The sequence below is a fragment of the Pseudoalteromonas umbrosa genome (assembly GCF_030125375.1).
GTDB classification, from domain to species: Bacteria; Pseudomonadota; Gammaproteobacteria; order Enterobacterales; family Alteromonadaceae; genus Pseudoalteromonas; species Pseudoalteromonas umbrosa.
The window spans coordinates 158,964-179,537 of the sequence record NZ_JASJUU010000002.1; the positions used below are offsets into that span (position 1 = coordinate 158,964).

The 20,574-nt window shown below is 42.3% G+C and carries 14 protein-coding genes and 3 tRNA genes; 6 read left to right on the plus strand and 11 right to left on the minus strand.

Annotated elements, in window-relative coordinates:
• Nucleotide 1: 1 nt before the first annotated feature.
• From QNM16_RS07895 to dinB, 4 genes are all read right to left on the minus strand, one after another.
• On the minus strand, nucleotides 2–397 hold the full coding sequence (locus QNM16_RS07895) for an HIT domain-containing protein (RefSeq protein ID WP_284020001.1): 396 nt from the start codon (nucleotides 395–397) through the stop codon (nucleotides 2–4).
• An 87-nt stretch (nucleotides 398–484) separates the two neighbouring features.
• Nucleotides 485–2,017 carry a M17 family metallopeptidase gene (locus QNM16_RS07900; RefSeq protein WP_284020002.1) on the minus strand — a complete coding sequence of 511 codons (1,533 nt, stop codon included), beginning with the start codon at nucleotides 2,015–2,017 and terminating at the stop codon, nucleotides 485–487.
• 64 nt (nucleotides 2,018–2,081) lie between these two features.
• Nucleotides 2,082–3,779 (minus strand): carbon starvation CstA family protein, encoded by a 1,698-nt coding sequence (locus QNM16_RS07905; RefSeq protein WP_284020003.1) that lies wholly within the window; start codon nucleotides 3,777–3,779, stop codon nucleotides 2,082–2,084.
• A gap of 110 nt (nucleotides 3,780–3,889) precedes the next feature.
• Nucleotides 3,890–4,945, minus strand: coding sequence for a DNA polymerase IV (gene dinB / locus QNM16_RS07910; RefSeq protein WP_284020004.1), 1,056 nt, complete (start codon nucleotides 4,943–4,945; stop codon nucleotides 3,890–3,892).
• Between the two features lie 880 nt (nucleotides 4,946–5,825).
• Here dinB and QNM16_RS07915 point away from each other — a divergent pair.
• The 5 genes from QNM16_RS07915 (at nucleotide 5,826) to QNM16_RS07935 (ending at nucleotide 13,548) form a co-directional block, all read left to right on the plus strand.
• Nucleotides 5,826–6,878 (plus strand): aldo/keto reductase, encoded by a 1,053-nt coding sequence (locus QNM16_RS07915; protein WP_284020005.1) that lies wholly within the window; start codon nucleotides 5,826–5,828, stop codon nucleotides 6,876–6,878.
• 69 nt (nucleotides 6,879–6,947) lie between these two features.
• Complete coding sequence (locus QNM16_RS07920; RefSeq protein ID WP_284020006.1) at nucleotides 6,948–7,469, plus strand: NUDIX hydrolase; 522 nt, start codon at nucleotides 6,948–6,950, stop codon at nucleotides 7,467–7,469.
• 447 nt (nucleotides 7,470–7,916) lie between these two features.
• A complete protein-coding gene (locus QNM16_RS07925; protein WP_284020007.1) occupies nucleotides 7,917–9,758 on the plus strand; it encodes a methyl-accepting chemotaxis protein in 1,842 nt (613 codons plus the stop codon).
• Between the two features lie 150 nt (nucleotides 9,759–9,908).
• Nucleotides 9,909–12,590 (plus strand): bifunctional acetate--CoA ligase family protein/GNAT family N-acetyltransferase, encoded by a 2,682-nt coding sequence (locus QNM16_RS07930; RefSeq protein ID WP_284020008.1) that lies wholly within the window; start codon nucleotides 9,909–9,911, stop codon nucleotides 12,588–12,590.
• Nucleotides 12,591–12,600: 10 nt separating this feature from the next.
• Entirely contained in the window at nucleotides 12,601–13,548 is a 948-nt protein-coding gene (locus QNM16_RS07935; RefSeq protein ID WP_284020009.1) for an ion transporter, read from the plus strand.
• On the opposite strand, the gene QNM16_RS07940 is transcribed toward QNM16_RS07935, so the two are convergent.
• The 3 genes from QNM16_RS07940 to QNM16_RS07950 are packed head-to-tail and all read right to left on the minus strand — an operon-like array spanning nucleotide 13,545 to nucleotide 18,627.
• Entirely contained in the window at nucleotides 13,545–17,999 is a 4,455-nt protein-coding gene (locus QNM16_RS07940; RefSeq protein WP_284020010.1) for an EAL domain-containing protein, read from the minus strand. The genes QNM16_RS07935 and QNM16_RS07940 overlap by 4 nt on opposite strands.
• Nucleotides 17,996–18,421, minus strand: coding sequence for a GNAT family N-acetyltransferase (locus tag QNM16_RS07945; protein ID WP_284020011.1), 426 nt, complete (start codon nucleotides 18,419–18,421; stop codon nucleotides 17,996–17,998). The genes QNM16_RS07940 and QNM16_RS07945 overlap by 4 nt, the downstream gene beginning before the upstream one ends.
• A gap of 2 nt (nucleotides 18,422–18,423) precedes the next feature.
• Nucleotides 18,424–18,627, minus strand: coding sequence for a DUF3283 family protein (locus QNM16_RS07950; RefSeq protein WP_284020012.1), 204 nt, complete (start codon nucleotides 18,625–18,627; stop codon nucleotides 18,424–18,426).
• Between the two features lie 156 nt (nucleotides 18,628–18,783).
• Between QNM16_RS07950 and QNM16_RS07955 the strand changes: the two genes are divergently transcribed.
• On the plus strand, nucleotides 18,784–19,464 hold the full coding sequence (locus tag QNM16_RS07955) for a hypothetical protein (protein WP_284020013.1): 681 nt from the start codon (nucleotides 18,784–18,786) through the stop codon (nucleotides 19,462–19,464).
• On the opposite strand, the gene QNM16_RS07960 is transcribed toward QNM16_RS07955, so the two are convergent.
• From QNM16_RS07960 to QNM16_RS07975, 4 genes are all read right to left on the minus strand, one after another.
• Nucleotides 19,448–19,711: a DUF1289 domain-containing protein gene (locus QNM16_RS07960; RefSeq protein ID WP_284020014.1), complete on the minus strand. Its 264-nt coding sequence runs from the start codon at nucleotides 19,709–19,711 to the stop codon at nucleotides 19,448–19,450. The two genes, QNM16_RS07955 and QNM16_RS07960, sit on opposite strands and share 17 nt — an antisense overlap.
• A gap of 464 nt (nucleotides 19,712–20,175) precedes the next feature.
• A tRNA-Thr gene (locus QNM16_RS07965) sits at nucleotides 20,176–20,251 on the minus strand.
• A 12-nt stretch (nucleotides 20,252–20,263) separates the two neighbouring features.
• Nucleotides 20,264–20,339, minus strand: a tRNA-Phe gene (locus QNM16_RS07970).
• 116 nt (nucleotides 20,340–20,455) lie between these two features.
• A tRNA-Thr gene (locus QNM16_RS07975) sits at nucleotides 20,456–20,531 on the minus strand.
• Between the last annotated feature and the right edge of the window lie 43 nt (nucleotides 20,532–20,574).

The window sequence follows — 20,574 nt, forward strand, 5'->3', positions numbered from 1 at the left end:
GCTACAGTGCGAGCGCCTTTTTCAATCCTATAAGCTGCTCATCCGTGTACGGTATTGCAGGATGCAGACCCCATACTGGTTTTGGCCATGCCACATCATGCGTAAAACGCGCGATATGATGTATATGTAATTGCGGCACCATATTACCAAGAGCGGCGACATTGAGCTTTTCAGGCGTAAAAACTGCCATTAACAATTCACTCAACTGCTTTGACTCCTGCCAAAACTGCTGTTGTTGCTGCTCATTTAAATCAATGATCTCACGCGCGCCATCAACTTTAGGGACCAGAATAAACCAAGGGTATTGGCTATCATTCATTAAAAGCACCGTACTCAAAGGCCACTGCGCTAATTCAATACAATCTCTTTGTAATTCTGGGGCAAGTTCAAATGCCATTTTGTCTACTCCGATAAAAAAGCAGATAACGAGTATCTGCTTTAAGGTAATTTTACTTAGTTAGAGCACAAAAGACTCTATCAATCCTTACAGGCAATAACGTGCAAACAAACTGCTTACAGTTGCAGCCGTTGGCTTACCATGCTGCCAATCACCGCCTTCAACACCGCTACCTGCAATGTCCATATGAACGTAAGGTAAAGGTAGTTCAGAATCACAACCATGTTTATCCAAGCCACCCACAATCGCCAAAAATGCCATTGGGAACTGATGACCACGTGCTGTCACAGCTGATGGCGCATTGTTACTTGAAAGCACATCATCCGCCAACGTGCGAGGCTGAACAAAATCGTAATCTTCACGTCGGCTGCGAGACACCTCTGCACAATCAGCCCAAATATCGCCTTGATCTGCAATTTGGCGTGAAACCGCATTAGCTCGTGCCGGACCGTTTTCAACAAACGCACTGTATGGGCCCATCGCGCGCGCTGCGTGACCTGTCAATGTTGCCACAGTGAATAGCTCAGGGTTAACTTCTGACTTAGCTAAATCTTTCATTTCACTTAGCAGATCGCCCATCGCTAAACGCCCTTCTGCGTCGGTATTACCAATACGGACACGCACGCCTTCGCGGGTTTCAATGATTTCATCAGGCACAAAGCAATCAGAGCCAATTGAATTTCGAACAACCGCCAAGTAAGCAATCACTTTCACACCTTTAGGCTGATACTCTGCTACTGATTTCATGAAGCCTGCCACAGATGCTGCACCACCTTTATCGCGGCTCATGCCTGCCATAAAACCACCCACTTTCAGATCTGCACCACCCGTATCATAAACAAGGCCTTTACCGACAAACATCAATGTGCGTTCAATATCGCCTTCTGGTACATATTCCATCTTAACTACGCGTGGGTGGTGACGCTCAACGGCATACGATGCACGCGCAACAGTGCCAAGCATAGGGTAATCTTTATCAATGGCATTAATGTCTGAGATCACTTCAACTTTGACTGAGGTGTTTTCAAACAGTGAGACACAGTAGTCAGCAAAGCGCGGCGGTGCCATGCGCTCTGGCTCAGTACCACATAAGTCACGTGCCGCATACTGACCCGCGGCAATGGCATTGATCTGCGCACACATAGCGTCATCAGCATCAACCAAGAAAATCTGCTCAACCGGTTCAATATGCTCGCCGCGATACTCACGTGCTTCTAGCGGTTGCCACAATGTTTGACAAGCACCTAAATAAGCAACTTGTAACGCATTTTTATAACGTTCGTCACTTGGTACGCCCGCTAACACGATCACTGGTTTCACAGCACCTGATGCTTTTGCTTGTGCAATGGCAGCTTGGCCCGCGGCAAAAAAGCGACGCACATCATCATAATCACGGTTAAGTTGACCTGTTGGTGCGATAATTAAACGCTGCCCCGGCACTTGAGGTGCTAACAAAACATTTGCTTGAGTGGCCAAACGCGCATCAACGGCTAAATGCGGTGCGGCTATGTCATTAAGTTGCTGATCGCCTAAATCGTTTACATCAGATGTGATAACGATCACTGCATCGGCATCGCTTTGCTGCCAGTTAGAAGCTGGCAATGAGAGAGGAAAAGACATAAAAATGGCCCTTGTTCTTGTAATTTAAGGGCCAATTATCGGTTATTTAGACGCAAGAGCCAAGCTAGCTGCTCGATTCTTCACTGTCCGGAGCAGCTTCCGCTGTACTTTTGAGTTTACTGACAACACTCCATGCTTCGAGCATAACAAGGACACTCACCACCAAAACCACAATATCTAGGCCAACCAATAGCCAGTTACCTTTCTCATAGTATTCGCCCAATTTAATAAGACCGGCAAAAAAGGCCATTAAAATAACAAATATCATAGGGATTAATGTAAATTTTGCGGGTCTGCCAAGTTTGATAAGGTACACAGAAATGACCAACAAGGTTAAGCTTGCCAGAATTTGGTTGGTCGAACCAAATAAAGGCCAAATGATCATGCCACCGCTTCCTGAAGCGCCACCAGCCCCAAAAGCCAATAACAAACAACACCCTACTGCGACTAAGGTAGCAATAATGCCATTTTTCAAAATAGGGAGTTTATAAATATCACCCCACTCTTGAATAATGTAGCGCTGCAATCGAACACCTGAGTCCATCGTAGTACCTGCAAACAACACCACCATCACAGCCAGTAATGTAGAAGCTATCTCAGCAGACAGTCCCCAGCCAGTACTGATCAAGTTTGAGCCACCTTGAATGAATGCCCCCACTGAGCCCGCACCTAAATGGCTATAAATTTCATGCCACTCTTCTGGGGAAACAGCCAGCATCACACCACTGACGGCCACCAGCGTGATCAGCGCCAAAGAGCCTTCACCAATTGCGCCTAAATACCCAACAAACCGCCCGTCGGTTTCTTTATTTAATTGTTTGGAACTTGTGCCTGAAGACACGATACCATGAAAGCCAGATACGGCACCGCATGCAATCGTAACAAATAGCAGCGGAATAATACTGGGGGTATCTATTGCAGTTTGTGTGTTAAAGGCAGGTGCTGTGATGTCTGGCATGACGACAAATACCGCACCGTATAAAAGAACAAGACCAACCAGCAATTGCATGCCATTAATAAAATCACGGGGTTGAAGTAACATCCAAACTGGTAGTAGAGAAGCAACCGCCGCATAGACGAATAAAATTAAGATCCAACTGGCTTTATCTGTCAGCCCAAACACTTCACTTGGCAGTGCTATCGGCATTCCACTACCTGCATAAATCGTTGCATACAGCACTACAACACCAACCAAACAGAGCGGAATTAAAGGCACTTTACGCTTTAACAGCTGGCCGATGATAAGCGCCACAACAATAGCAGCCCAAGCTGGGAAAACAGCATTTGGATTAGCAACAAAAGAATTTGCGATCACCACACCAAATACAGCATTGACCATCAGCAGTACCAAAAATACCACAATCATAAAAAGTGAACGTGTACGTTTACCTATGACTGACTCAGACAGCGCCCCCATAGACTTGCCTTTGTGGCGCGCACTGGCCCATAAAGCGCCCATGTCATGCACACCGGCAAAAAAGATAGTACCAAAGACCACCCATAAAACAGCTGGTACCCAACCCCAGTATACAGCAATCGCAGGGCCGACAATGGGAGCTGCGCCTGCAACAGATGTGAAATGGTGTCCCCAAAGTACCACTTTATTGGTTGGGACATAGTCAATACCATCGTTAAATTCATGGGCAGGGGTGACGAAATTATCGTCCATTTTAAAAATTTTAGTTGCGATAAACTTGGAGTACACAAACCAGCCAAATAGCATCCCCAAGATACCAAACAATACTATCATGATAGATTGCATGGGTTGTCCTCAGTGTTATTGTTGTATTAACACTACTTTAACACGGAAAACCGCAAATTCAGTTATATTTTAGTCGCACAGATAAGCTGAGATAAAACGACGCCATAGCGTCAATTAAATAATCCCATTTGAACTTGATTGCTCGGCGAATCGCCCAAACCAATTTGCACTCCAACTAAACGAACCGGTTTATTGCCATGACGAGCAATTGCTTGCTCTAATAAAGTGCACAAAATATCTGGATCAATATGGCTACACTGGCATTCTTTTGTGGTTAGAGAAAAGTCATAAAACTTTACTTTAACACCCAACTTAGTGAAGGCTCGCTCAGTTTGATACCCTTCACTTCGGCGAGTCAATTCAGGTATGAGTTTGTCACATAAAATCGACTTTAATTGCGTCAGATCTTGGATATCTTTTTCAAACGTAGTTTCAACTCCCACTGATTTACGCACACGCTCCGTTTCAACACCCCGCTCGTCTATTCCCTGGCACCGTCGCCAAAGCACCCTACCAAACTTGCCAAAACGATGTGCCATTTCATCCAAACTTAAGCCTTTCACATCCTTGCCATGCACTAAGCCACAAGCCAATAATTTTTCATGTGTGACCTTACCCACACCTGGAATTTTGCGAAGTGGTAGCTCATCGATAAACGCATCTACACGCTCTGGCGTGATCACGCACTGCCCATTGGGTTTGTTTTCATCACTGGCTATTTTTGCCAAAAACTTAATTGGCGCAATACCTGCTGATGCAGTGAGCCCAGTTTCATTAAAAATATCTTTGCGGATTTGTTCTGCGATTAATGTGGCACTGCCATGAAATGCAGTGCAATCAGTCACGTCAAGATAAGCCTCATCTAATGATAAAGGTTCTATCAATGATGTATACCTTGCGAAAATAGCACGAATTTGATGGGATATTTGTTTATAGACATGCATACGCCCAGGTACAATGACTAAATGTGGACAGAGTTGCTTGGCCTTATAATTAGACATAGCTGAGCGCACACCGTATTGGCGTGCAATGTAATTGGATGTTGAGAGCACGCCTCGATGGCTTCTGCCTCCTATCGCCATGGGCACATTAGCCAAAGAAGGGTCATCGCGCATTTCTACCGCAGCATAAAAACAATCCATATCAATGTGAATGAACTTTTTCACGAACGCACACCAAACACTGTTTACTTATACAGTATATTGGCATTTTTTTTCACGCTTGTCTAACGATGCACTTTTTTATCTGAGATTTAGAAATAAACGTATAAAAAGAATAAGAATACATAGCTGCCAGTGTCACTAAATGTACAGACACCATGTAGTAATCTCTGAAGTGAAACTTGATATAAACGTAATCAATAATCCAATATTTATAACAAATCACCTCAATCCATGTAATGAAATTGACAACTGCCGTTGAAGCCATTAACCAAAGTATTATCACTTCATATTTAGAAAGACCCTTCCTATTACCAACAATAGCAAAATACTCTCTCCCAGTTTTTCGGAAAATGAAAAGTGCCATCGGACGTCTTAACAGGATAGGAAACATAAACACAATAATGATCAGGGAGTTCATAATATAAAAGTGCGTTAACCAACTTCGGATCTCAAGATGTATGAGGTGGTCAAGGGTTTCTAAAACTCCATAACTAATCAGTAACCATCTAGCATAGTGGCCATGCCAGGCAATCATTAGGCCCAAAATGATGATAATAAAGGGAGCATGATCTACTGCTTTTATTAAATATTGATACTCCAATCGAAAATCCCAATTCCCCTTGCTTCAATTCGCATCAATATACAAAAATTATCGTTACAAATATATCTATTGAAAAGCTTTCATTACAGCACACTAAACCAACACTATAAAATTTAAGTAAACTACAGCAAGCCTCTATGAGCATGACTTATCATCTTTGTTTATCGACAACAACAAACACCTGCACAATAAGAAGAAATGCTCTACACTGCTGGTAGTCGATATAAATCTTTGCGCTGCAATTTAGCAGTGTGAAATTGTCAGATTTTGCAAGGAGTATCTATGAAGTACAGCCAATTAGGCCACTCACCATTAAAGGTTTCGCGAGTTTGTTTAGGAAGTATGACTTGGGGTTTGCAAAACAATCAGCATGATGCGGATGAACAGATTAATTATGCCTTAAGTCAAGGTATTAACTTCATTGATACTGCTGAAATGTATGCAGTCCCCCCTTCGCCCGATACCTATGGAAAAACCGAACAAATAATAGGTAATTGGTTAAAACGTCATGAAGAAAAAAGACAAGAAATTGTTTTAGCTACAAAAATAGCAGGAGCTGGGCTAAGTTGGGTGCGAGATGGTAAGCCCATAAACAAACAAGCGGTGATCGAAGCTGTAGAACACTCCCTCAAGCGATTAAATACAGATTATATTGATGTATACCAATTGCATTGGCCAAACAGAACGTCTCCCCACTTTGGTAAACACTGGCATGGTATGTTAGACCTGCATGCAGTGAGTAAAAAACAACAGTTAGACGAAATGAGTGATATTTTAGAAGGTCTCAAAGCATGCTTCAGCCAAGGCAAAATTCGCCATTGGGGGCTGTCTAACGAAACCCCTTGGGGTATCAATACCTACCTCAACTTATGCGAGCAACACCATATTGAAAAGCCCGTTTCAATTCAAAATGAGTTTAATTTACTACACGAAAAAGACTGGCCTTATTTACTAGAGAATTGTGTTAACGAAGACATTGCCTACCTGCCATGGTCGCCTTTAGCTGGTGGTCTGCTAACAGGTAAATATTTGGGCGGTGCAAGACCAGAAGGCAGTCGCTGGACACTGATGCAGCGCCATGGCTTATTCAGAGATACGCAGTATTCGCAACAAGCAACAGCCGCATATCAAGAAATTGCTCATGAGCACCACTTAACAACAGCGCAATTGGCGTTAGCTTGGTGTGATCAAGTCGATGGTGTGACCTCTACCATTATTGGTGCAACATCAATGGCGCAATTAAAAGAGAATATCAGCGCGTTTGATAAACCACTACCTCCTGAGGCGCTTGCTGAAATTGATACCATCTTAAAAACTTACCCAGTGCCTTTCTAGTCACCGCACACAACGAGAATGTAAATATGGTACACTCACCAATTTGCATTCTCTAACAACAAAGTCATTATGAAACAACTCAATACCAAACCCGCTGAGGCATTGCCTGGCAGTCATTTTATTAGGCACGCAGCACGTGCAATCGTCACCAAAGATCAAGAAATCTTACTACTCTACACCGCAAGATATGATGATTACACTTTACCCGGAGGTGGCGTTGATGAAGGTGAGGATATGGAAGCTGCGCTTAGCAGAGAGTTGCTAGAAGAAACAGGTGCAAAATCCGTTACACAGATAAAGCCCTATGGTATTTATGAAGAGTTTCAGCGCTGGCACAAACCTGAATTTGATAACGTACATATTATCTCACACTGCTTCATCGTAGAAATTTGCGGGCACTTCACAGCCCCCCAAATGGAAGCTTATGAACAAGCCAATGGTATGCGACCTGTGTGGATGCCAATTCAAGATGCCATCGCACACAATCGTGATACTTTGGCTAACAGTGATAAAAAAGGTCAATCTGTACAAAGAGAATTAACCATCTTGGAAAACATCGCTAAAGATATCATGAAGTTAAACCTAGGCTAAACCTAATAGCAGCGCGAACTGGTCAGTTCGCTACAGGAAAACCTAGACATCGGCTCGCAATGTGCCCGAGGCTATCACAAATAATGTATCGTCTCAGTTCATGCCAGTGACGAACTCTTTGATGAGAGCTCGTCAAACAAAGAAGTAACATAAAACCAACACCTCATGCCCCACTCAATTATGAATAACCACCAAGCTCTCCTTTATTTGCATTGCACCCAGAAGGTAGATTGTTGAAATAAATAAAAGGCGTTATCTCTGTATCATTTCTCTCATTTTGGGGCCACATGTGCATTTTTTGTAACATAAATGTAATAAAAACAACTTGTGACGACATAATGAATAAGTGGTTAGACAAATAATCTCAATAAATTTCACTGCTAATTGGTAATTTCAAAATTCTGTTCTAACTTTTGTGATGGGAGTATCGAAGCTAAGGAGTAGACTATGACCATACGTCAAACTTTCATTTTACTTTCTTCTCTTGTCATGATCGCACTGTTTTGCATGGTGGGTGTATTGTGGTATGAAACAAGCCATATAGCGAATTTAGGACAGCGACTCGCAACCAGTAAAGAGATTAGTAATGATCTATTGATGCTCAGACGTCATGAAAAAGACTTTTTGCTTCGCAAACAACAAAAGTATGTCGATAAGTTTGACGCCCGTATCAAATTGATGAGACAAAATATGTCAGTCCTTAGTGGGCAGCTTCCTACTCACTTACAACAAGCCCTGATTGTCGCCGAAAAAGACTTGAGCAATTATGAATCTAACTTGCGTAACTTGGTTGCACTGGATACAAAGATTGGGCTCACTCCTAACCAAGGCCTACGAGGAGAGTTTAATCAAGCAGAAATCGCACTGCACGAATCGCTCACCAATATCGGTGATATCACAGCAATGAGTAAAGCGCTTCGGCTAGTGCTATTGGAAAATGATTTTCAAACTAACCTCAATATGTCGACTAAAAATGAAGTTACCCAGCAATTGGCTGTGATGAAAGTCTATTTCAATGATCAGTTTAGCGGTGGACAAAATGACCTTACTTTATTTGAAAATACGGCGCGTGCGCTCACTACTGCCTTGGTTGAGCGAGGGCTAGATGCAAGCTCTGGGCTCAGAGGAGAGCTTAGAGGTAGTATCCATAAAGTTGAGAGTACAATGAATCAACTGTCTGGCGATATAGATCAAGGGATCCAGCACGAATTGATTGCCGCGAAAAATCAAGGCTTGATGCTAGCAGGTATCCTAACCGTCATCATCGCAGGGTTATTACTGTGGAAAGGTGCGCATATTGTGCAACGACTCAAAATTGCCAATGCCAATATGGCCACCATTAGCCATGGTGAAGGCGACCTGACCCATCATATCGAGTTGAGCGGCCGCGATGAAGTCACAGAGTTTGCGGGTTCAGTCAATCAATTTATCGATACAACCGCCGATATTGTCAGGGAAATAAAGCATACGGGCGAAACAGTAGAGAGTGGCGCGCATCAATCGGTTGAGGTAACGAAACGCTCACAACAAGCCATCGAAGAGCAAAAAAATAATACCCATGCCGTGAAGGTAGCGGTCAGTGAGTTAGTGCAAGCCGTTTCTCTGATTGCAGAAAACAGTGTTGCGGTGCAAAACAATGTCAATGAAGCTGATGAAAATATGGCCCGCGGCTCAGAAATCATGCACAAAGCCCACCACAATATGTCTGAGTTGACTGGGCACATCAACGAAAACAGTAAACTAATGCAGCAATTATCCTCAGCCAGTGGCGAAATTGAAAGTGTGACTTCAGTCATACGTGGGATCACGGAACAAACCAATCTACTCGCACTTAATGCCGCTATAGAAGCTGCGCGCGCCGGTGAAAGCGGTCGAGGCTTTGCTGTCGTCGCTGACGAAGTGCGCACACTGGCAAAGCGCACTCAAAGTTCTACCGTTGAAATCGAACGAATGATCCATGGTCTGCAAAGCTTGGTCCATGATTCAGAGCAAGCAATGCAAACAAGCTTATCTTTAAGTGAGCAAATGTACGAGGGGATCACAGATGCCCAGCAAAGTATGGATGATAACAAAAATGCGATGGACAAAATACGCGATATGGTGATCCAAATCGCAGGCGCAACCGAAGAGCAAATGGCAACCGTTCAAGGTGTAGAAAATGCGGCTGCCAATATCTCTGTATCAGCAGAACAGCTCTATGTTGACTCTTGCCAAAACTGCAAAAATTGTGAAGCACTTGAATTTGACGCCCATAAAATGCAGGAGGACGTATCCAAATTCAAAGTCTAAATCATCAAACGCCTTACATAGCGGCACTTTTGCACCTCAAAAGTGCCCGCGAGATCAAAGTAATTCTCTTATCTTCTCGAAATATGATGTAAACATGTTACAGTCTTGAGTAAGCACTTCGCTTAATATAGGCAATTCAAAGGAGTAGGCATGAGTGTAAAGCGCATCGGTCAGTTTTTTAATCCCAATTCGGTTGCAGTCATCGGCGCCTCCAATAACCCAAATAGGGCTGGCAATGTCGTCATGAAAAACTTGCTACAAGGTGGGTTTAAAGGGCCTATTATGCCAGTCACACCAAAATATACCGCTGTCAATGGTGTACTTGCCTATTCTGATATAGAGCAACTGCCCTGCACCCCAGATCTTGCCATTATATGCACCAACAAAGCCACCCTTTGCCAACTCATAAAAGCACTCGGTACACTTGGCTGCAAACACGCTATTATCGTCGCTGCTGGATTAAACAATGAAGAAAAAAATACCTTAGGACACTGTGCACAACAAGCCGAGGTCACCCTCCTTGGAAGTAACAGTTTAGGGCTCATCTTACCGCATATTGGTCTGAATGCCAGCTTTTCACACACAGTGGCAAAACCTGGTAAACTCGCTTTTTTATCGCAATCGGCTGCAGTCTGCTCTACCATTTTAGACTGGGCAAAAAACAAGCACATTGGCTTTTCTCATTTTGTCTCTGTCGGGGATTGCCTTGATATCGACTTCGATGAGCTACTTGATTATTTAGCACGAGACAGTAAAACATCCGCCATTTTGCTCTATATAGATAACATCAAAGACGTAAGACGCTTTATCTCTGCAGCGCGAGCTGCAGCGTTCAATAAACCAGTTATTGCAATAAAAACAGGAAGAACCATTGCAGGTGCGCGTGCAGCATACAATCACACAGGTGGTAAAACTTCAGATGACGCAGTCTACGATGCCATGTTTCAACGTGCAGGGATGTTGCGTGTAAACGATTTACGCGAGCTGTTTGCAGCCACGCAAACACTTGCACTCCACCCCAAATTACTCAAAGTCGAACACCTTACAATTTTAACCAATGGTGGCGGTCCGGGTATTATGGCTGTTGATACCCTATTGATGCGCTCTGGCAAGCTCGCAAAGCTCAGAGAAAATACCATCGAAGCGCTTAACAACATTGTGCCTCAATCATCACAAACTGATAATCCGGTCGATATTTTTGGCGACTCATCACCTGAGCGCTACCAGAAAGCTTTAGAAGTTTTATTAAAAGCTGATGAAGTTAAAAATTTGCTGATCATACACACACCTTCTGCACTGGCACCCAGTTCAGCATATGCCAAGATCATCGCGCAAACGCTAGAAAAACTGCCCAAAATGGCCAGGCCTTTTGTCATGACTAACTTTATGGGGGAAGAGGCTGCACGTTCCGCTAGAGATATTTGCGTACTGAGTAACATACCAACATATCGAACGCCTGAAGGGGCAGTCAGTGCTTTTATGCACCTGATCACTTACCGCCGTAATCAAAAGCACCTGACACAAACTCCTGAGTCCATCATTCAAGACGAGTTAATCGATAGTCTTGCTGCAAAACAGCAAATCAATCATTACTTACGTACAGGACATCAATATTTATCAACCCACTCAGCGAGCCAAATCCTTAAAAGTTATGGGATTGATTGTATTCAAACCGAAGTCGCCCTCACCCCAAGTGAAGCCAAAGAGCAAGCAGAAGCCATTGGCTTTCCTGTCGCACTAAAATTACTAAGTGCCGCAATTCCGTCTAAATCAGAAGTCGGCGGCGTAGTACTCAACCTAAACGATGGAAATGAAGTGGAGCAAACCGCTTTTTCTATGCTGCTACGAATTAAAAAATCATATCCCGATGCAGAAATAGAAGGCTTTTCTCTACAAAAAATGGCATCTAGAGCGGGTACACAAGAGCTGCGCATTGCGATAAAAACAGAGCCTGATGTTGGACCTGTGATTTTACTAGGGGAAGCCGGTACAGGCTTGAACTTCTCCCAAGCTGCCGTTGCACTTCCCCCTTTAAATATGAACTTGGCTAAATACCTAATCGCAGCAGCCCATGATAAAGGCGTTTTGAAAGAGCGTGCTCTGCCAGATAAAGTCGATAAATATCGACTGTGTGCGCTACTCACTCGGGTATCTCAAATGATCATTGAGCAGCCTGATATACATAGCCTTGAGCTCAACCCTATATTGGCAAGCTCTGGACAGTTTTTAGTGCTAGATGCACAGATAGGCTTATCACCATATCAGCCTACCGCTCATCGTAAGCGCTTAGCCATTAAGCCCTACCCTAAAGAACTGGAGCGTCAAATTACCCTCAAAAATGGTCAGCAAGTTACGTTAAGGCCGATTAAGCCTGAAGATGAGCGTCACCATCAAGAATTTGACCAGTCACTTACAAAAGAAGATAGGTATAAACGATTTTTTGGTCAGTTACCACAGTTTACCCACGACCAATTAGCTAAGATGACGCAAATTGATTATGATCGCGAAATGGCATTTATCATTAGTGAACGACATAAAAGTACATTTCGTACACTGGGTGTTTCGCGAGTATTAATGGATCCAGATAACACCCAAGCTGAGTTTTCCGTCATAGTGCGCTCGGATTCTCAAGGCCTAGGCTTGGGGAAAATACTTATGAGCGCAGCCATTGATTACTGTAAAGAGAAAGGTGTCGACACGATTGAAGGGATCACCTTGTTTGAAAACACGGGTATGATAAATTTAGCAAAACACCTAGGTTTTAATGTCAGAAGAGACTTTGAAGAAGGGGCTGCTATTATGACGATGCCGCTGCAAACTACTAATCCATAGCTAAAACATTATGAGCTTAACGCTAAGACAAAAAACGGCAGCCATATTAGAAGGCAGCGGCAAATACCGTAAAATAGCCCACAGCTTAGATATATTTCTAATCGCTTTAATTATTTTTAATGTTGTCGCGATTGTATTAGAGTCCGTGCCTGACTTAGCAAGTCAATATTATCGCGCCTTCTTCTATATTGAAGTGATATCCGTCGGTATTTTTTGCATCGAATATTTACTGAGATTATGGTGTTGTGTCGATAAACTCAACTTTAAAGACGATAGCAAAAGTCATTTTGCTATTCGATTGAAGTATATCCGCTCCCCCCTTGCAGCAATTGATTTAATCGCCATTTTACCTACCTTATTGATGGTGTTTTTTACGTTCGATCTCCGGTTTTTGCGCGTCGTCAGGTTAATGCGTATTTTTAAGCTCACACGATACTCCCGAGCAATGCAGTTGCTTTTGGCAGCATTTAAGGAAGAAGCCAGCTCATTAATGGCGGCTTTTTTTATTATGTCACTCGTATTAATCGTTGCATCATGCGGCATTTATCTTATTGAGCACGATGTTCAACCTGAAAAATTTGGTTCGATCCCCGCAGCTATGTGGTGGGCAATGGCAACACTGACAACCGTAGGGTATGGAGATGTAGTACCAATTACGCCATTAGGGCGCTTTTTTGGCGGTGTAATCACACTACTCAGTATGGGCATGGTGGCCATTCCGACTGGATTATTGGCATCGAGCTTTGCCGATCAATTGCGTAAACGCCGAGATGCCTTTCATGAAGCGGTTTTACACGCCTTGGTTGATGGTAAGTTAGACGATGCTGAAGCTGAGCATCTAGAAGCGCTCAGGCTAGAATTGGGACTCAGTGCTTCCGAGGCCAATCAGGCAATTAAGCTGATGGCCTCAGAGCGAGCACAGAGCCTTTACTGTCGTCACTGTGGCGAGAAGCTCTAGTTTTCAAACATCTCTTGCCACGAGCTCACCATTAAATGTGTAATCATGTCACCTGGTAGCGCTGGACTAAACAAATAGCCTTGGAAGCGCTCACAGCCAAGCATACGTAAAAACTTAAGCTGATCGATATTCTCAACTCCCTGAGCAATACAATCTTTACCCAAGCTATGAGCAAGGGATAACGTAGAATGAATAATGCTTTCATGATCCTTGTTATTACCAATGTCGGTAATAAAGCCCTCATCAATTTTTATCGTACTAACTGGGAACTGAGTCAAATACATCAAAGATGTGTACCCAGTACCAAAATCATCCATAAATACACGACACCCTAACGCTTTCAATGCCAGCATTCGTTCTATAGATTGCGAGACATTTTTCATCATAACTGACTCAGATATCTCAAATACCAAACACCTTTCGGGTAAATGAGTTTTCTCCAGTACTGTCCTTATGCCCTCAACAAACCCACTGGAGTGTAAAAACTGTGCAGATATATTGACTGAAATATACAGATCCGGCCATGATAAATGCCACACCTTCAGCTCAATTAAAGCTCGCTCAATCGTCTGTAAAATAACGTCGTTCCCTAACCCTGTTTTCTCAGCCGCAGACGCAAACTCTTCAGCACTGATATTAGGATCATCAGGCCATCTGAGCATCACTTCAAAACCTTCAATACTGCCTTGTGTCGCGTTTAAAATCGGTTGGTAATAGTTGCATAGTTGATCGTCATTTAAGATTGCACTTAAACGTCGTTCCACTTCTATATTACGCTTTACTTGCTGATTAATATCTTGATGATAATACTGATAGTAGCTTTGCGGATTTTTCTTTGCATGGCTCAATGCAATTTCTGCCGCTTGATTCAGCTCAAACGCATCACTGGCATCATCAGGGTAGAGTGAAATACCAACATGCACATCAATTTGCACATCTTGCTCATGAACGCGCATACCCTCTTCAAAGCGCGCAACCAAGCATTGTGCGTAACGAGTCACTGCGTCTACATCGTCAAGATGCTCCATTAAAATGTAAAAGTCTCTCTCCTGACCTATAGCCAGGCTATCCATTTCTCTAAAACAGCATTGTAATGTTTTGGCTGCTTGACGGATCACAGCCAGCACAAAGTCATCACCAAAGGTATCTGCTAAACGTTGCAGGCGACCGAATTTAATCGCCAAAATAGCCAAGGATTGTTGTGACTCTTCGCTTTGCTCTATGCCATGCTGTACTCTATCCATAAATAGAACTTTATTGGGTAATTTCGTGAGAGCATCGTAGTTTGCAAGTTGATAAAGCTCTTTTTCAGTACGCTTTTGTTTACTGATATCTGTCAAAACAATGATGTAATTTTGACCTAGAGTTGCAGTGACTTTCACTAGTACATGCCGTACCTCACCACTTGGTAAGCGTAACACTTCTTCAGCACTGTGGTGCTCACCTTCAACCAGTTTGCTCATGGCTCTCAGATAGTGTAGTCGTACATGACGCTCTAAGCCTAGACTCACACTGGTACTTGAAGTAGGGTTTGCCTCAACATCAAATGCATCTTGAAGTGCTTTGTTACACGCTAGAATACGAAAACGCTTATCAAAAATCATAACCCAATCACGGGTCTGCTCAAAAGCTTCACCAAATAATGCTGCTCGCTCTTCAAACACCCGTTCTCGCGTCAAGTTAGTGTAAGTACCAGCAACACGCATTGGTACAGCCTCCCGCCACGCCATTACCTTGCCATAATCTTTATACCAGCGCCATTGACCAACTCGGTTGCGTAAGCGGTATGTGCAATCAATATATCCTTTCGCCGTCGAAACAAACTCTAGCCACTCTATACGGAATAAAGCTCTATCCTGCGGGTGAATAAGCTCTAAATAATCATCTAAGTTTATATATTCATTTTTATAACCAAGTTCATTTAACAGACGAGGTTGATATACGAGATTAGAGCCTGACTGCCAATCCCACACACCCGAGTTACTGCCCTCCAATGCCATTTTTAAACGTGTTTCACTATTGCGGGTATCTTTATGTGCTTCCATCAACAGTTGAGCAACTCGGTTTTTCCTGTGAACCCAAAGTGCAAATAACGCACTAGCCAATATAAGGTAACAAGCCAATGCCAGAGGCGATCGCCAAATTGGATATTTAACTCGAATGTGTAATTCTGCTGGTTCTGTATAATCACCTGTAAGTGGATCTTTAGCCCATACTTTCAAACGATAATTACCAGGGTTTAATTTAGGGAAGACAACTCGATTACTATTACGGCTCAAAATTCTCTGTTCGCCCGACAGCTGATATTCGTAAACAATACGCTCTTGGGCGGTAAATGCCATGGCAGAAAATGACACTTCTAATCCAATATCATCGTGATTAAGTTCGATCGAAGAAAAGGTCTTTAGCCCCGCAGGTTTAAGCTCTCTCGACATCAAATCAACGTTGGTGATATTTACGCGCGTTAGCAATGGCCTATTTGGCCTATTCACTTCTGGGTCAAAAATAGTTATCCCCTGTAATGACCCATAGGCAATGTGACCATTTTTTAATTTCGCTGAAGAGCCGCTATTAAACTCATTGCTCATCAAACCATCATTTATGGTGAAGCCCTGCAAATGAAAGTTATCAGGGTCTAAGCGCCATATACCTTGATGAGATGACATCCAAATCATCCCTTCTTTGTCTTGTTGCATTTCATACAATATAAAATTGGTAACAGACAATGAATCAGTGGGCAGTGGCAGTGGTTTATATCCATCGGCGGTCAGGCGGACTAAACCATGCGTCGCGAAGGATAACCAAAGTACATTATTTTTATCTATAGTGTAACTTAGTAAATCTACAGCTGATTGCTTGTGGGCTTTGGGTACTTGATATATTTGAAGTAATTTTTGATTCAAATGATCGTACCTAAATAGTCTACCTTCGCTATAAAAAACAGGCTGTGTCGGGTGACTGGACAAAGGCGGAAAAAAACCATAGCTTAAAAATGGATCAAATTGTGCGAAGCTCTCTCCCAATGGTTCTAGTATACCGTTGTTCATATTAAACAGATAAAAACCAGAATTACCATCAACAAAATACAGTAAACCCGGTTCAACCAATGCAGCCCCCTTTACAAAGCCAGACAGAATTTTCGAAGATTCAGGGTTCTGTGCCCTCGGTCGAGAAATTTTTTCAGTCTTGGGGTCAAATACAAACAGACCTCGATTACTTATCAGCCACAGTTTATTTTTAAATGGAAACAGCTCAAAAATAGAGTATTCAGGTAAAAAGCTCTCCCCCATATACCCTTGTAGCAAAGGTTTAGCTTCTCTGGTATTTGGATCATATCTAGTTAGGCCATCTCTGGTAGCTGCCCATAAATAACCTTGAAACTCTACAATACCCCACACCGCACCATGAGAAAATTCACCAATCACTGAGTCATTTTGTACGTTATCAAAAATGTGGTTATCTGGTGGTAAATAAAATGCACCATCTGTGCGGGTAGCAGCCCAAACACCGCCATTATTGTCTTCGTTTAAATGAATAATACTACTGTCGGAGATTGAGAACCGACTTTGAGTCAAACGTTTATCAGGTTCAATCACGCCTGTTTTAGGGTCAAGCCTCATTAGCCCTTTATCAGTGCCGAGTAATAAATACGATTGTTGTTTTAACATATGCCAGATATTAAACTCTTCTAATATCGTCTTATAGGCTGGGGTTGCATCAAAGTTCTTCTGCAATTCACTTATGTCTAGCTGATATAAACCAAGAACAGCACCAACCAACAAAGTGGAATCGTCTAGCAACAGCAAAGATTTTGTGTTGTGTTGAAATGGGTGTTCGGGATTATTGATATGCTTTATAGGCTTTAAACGAGCACTGGGGATATGATAGGCAAAAAGACGTTCAGTAGTAGCAATGTAAAGTATATCTTCAAATTGCAACAAGGATCTCACTAAGCTTCGATCGTTCATCCCTGGAATAGAAATCACTTCTGTGATGATGCCTGTTTCTTTATTTAGTACAGATACATTTTTTGTTCGGCCAAGCCACAATTCATTTGGGCTTTTTTCTAGCATTTGAAAAACACTGTTCTGAATGTAGTCTTGCTCAGAAGAAGGAGCTTGAATATATTGGCGATATATATCAACTTCAGGATGATAGCTAAATAATCCCGCGCGACCTGAAGCTACCCAAATCTTACCCGAAGGGTCCTGATAGATTCGGTCAATTTGCATTTTATCCAATGCTTTATTGGGGCCCATCACCTCAAGTACCTGATACCCATCATAGCGATTTAACCCACCTTCGGTAGATAACCAAAGGTACCCTTTTTTATCGAACAGTAACGTATTTACATAGCTTTGAGATAAGCCTTCAGCAGGAGAAATTCGAGACACTTGGGCATGACATAACACGCTGAAGATCAATATGATAAAAGCGATCACATAATTCATGCGTGTACGTTCCCTTGAAAACACATCGCGATAATTTCTCGTCCCTGTTTAGTATAACTCGCAAACATTTGCCGAAGCTTAGCCGGCAATACCTTCTCGTCTATCACAATAAAGTTAAGCTTAGAGTACAGAGGTACAACCGCTTGATATGCGAAAGTATAAACACAAGGCTCTCGCTTAATCGCAGACTGTAACAATTGCTTGGCAACCCCCTTTCCTCGATATGCTTGCTCTACAAAAACAGTTGATAAAAACGTTTCCTGTTCAATCTTTTGTAATCTGCAAGCGGCTATTATACTTGGAGCTTTGACTACCCAAATAGCATCCTGCTTAGTTGCTCTACCACGTACTCTGTTGGCCTGATAAAACTTATTTACTAAGGGCGTTTGAATTGCAGGCAAACAAAAACAGCTCAATTGCATAACTAAACTAACATAAGTCCCAAATATTGCTCAAACTTTGCTTTTAACATATCACGCTCAGATAATGGGCGGCTGTTAATTGCATCATATATTGCTTCTCGAGTATTCTTACCACGCTTAATTTGATACGCCCAAAATGACGCTTCATACTCTAGTTGGATTTGATATTTTTCCGCTCTGGAGAGGTTACACAGATTATAAGACATCTAACTGTACAATTATTGAAAATTATAAAAACAGTGTATCATATATGTACTGAACAACGGCAGTATTGAATTACAAAGTTAATCATTACAGTGCATTCATCGAGAATTTAATAACTAAAAGCACACTGCTCATTACGGTAATTTAGGGAGAACTCTGTGGAGCATATCAAAATTTTATGGATACTTTTGCTATCGTACTGCTCTGTTGCTCAAGCAAAGACACTCTATTTTAATCGACCCGCAGACACCCCTCAGGCTCGCTATGTTGTGGAGCTATTGAGCCTGGCATATAACGATATTGGCCATGATTTAGAGCTTATTGACTTTGAATTACAAAGTGCATTGGTCGCCGCTAATGAAGGCGAACTTGATGGACAACTTGGCCGTATAGCTGGTGTAACTGATAGCTACGCAAACCTGTTATATGTCGACTTTCCGCTCTATTCTTTCAATCTACAACTTCTGAGTCATTGCACCGCTTGCTCATTTGAAGATATTGAGTCCATGGTAGTACAAAGCGGTTATCTCGTCGCTTATCAGTATATGATGGAAAACAAATATCAAGGGGAGTTGCTTGAGGTTAAAAGCAGCGCTGCTCAGCTAAATTTGCTGATGCAAAAAAAAGTACAAGGGGCACTCATTGTAGACTTTCATTTGCGAGAGCATTTACCTTATATGGACGTTGAGTCGATCAAAATTGAAGACTTGATAACCATAGACAGTTACCATTACCTTCACCACAAACATGCAGAGCTGATCCCAAAATTAAAAGAGACATTAGAAAAGTTAGAAAAAAAAGGGATTATCAAGGTGTTAAAAGCTAAATATCGAATTTAAACAAATCATCTTGTGCATCTTGCCCTTTAGACGTGCTGCTAACACTCTCTGCTTGCTTTTTTGCCATCACACGTTTTTTACGGCGCTGACATAGATCTATCACCTGCTTTTTTTGATGCTCTGTCATTTGATTCCAACAAAAGCGTTCCTCTCGGCTGCGAAAACAGCCCTTACAATAACCGCGATTATTCACTTCACAGATCCCCTGACACGGACTTGGGATTATGAATATCTCTATTTGTTCCATACTAAGGGTCAATGATCAAACCTGCACATAAAGTGGCCACATCAATCAAAATACTACCTAACTTGGAGCCTTAATAAAATACTAGTTGAAATATCGTAAAGTAGCTAAAGCTTATGAGTATGAAGAGAAGGCGAATAGAGCCGGCTGTAACTACCCCATAAACTGAAACAGTTCATAAGTAGGGTTTCTCTCAATATAAGAAGGAAATTTTACGATGCGAAAAAGTAAGTTCACCGAAACACGGATAGTCGGCATGATCAAAGAAACTTAATCGAGCGTACCTTTTGCAGGAAATAAACCATAAACATGGTGTTGGTCAAAGTACATTTTATAAGTGGCGTTCTAATATGGTGGGATGCAAGATTCTGACATTAAAATTTAAAAAAGTTTGGAGATGAAAATCGTAAGCTAAAAGATACTAAAAAGTATTTAGATATAGGGGGATTTTGGCTTTTCAAAATAAGTGGTGCCGACTATCCGAGTCGAACGGATGACCTACTGATTACAAGTCAGTTGCTCTACCAACTGAGCTAAGTCGGCACACTATAAGAATGGTGCCCAGAGGCGGAATCGAACCACCGACACGAGGATTTTCAATCCTCTGCTCTACCGACTGAGCTATCTGGGCAAAATGTTGACTAGGGCTATTCTAATTGAACGGCCAATACAGTTTCAAAAACTTTATATCAGAGTTTTTTGAAACGTATTTATCTAAATACAGCGACTCGCTGATTTAAAATTAAATGGTGCCGACTATCCGAGTCGAACGGATGACCTACTGATTACAAGTCAGTTGCTCTACCAACTGAGCTAAGTCGGCACACTTAATAATGGTGCCCAGAGGCGGAATCGAACCACCGACA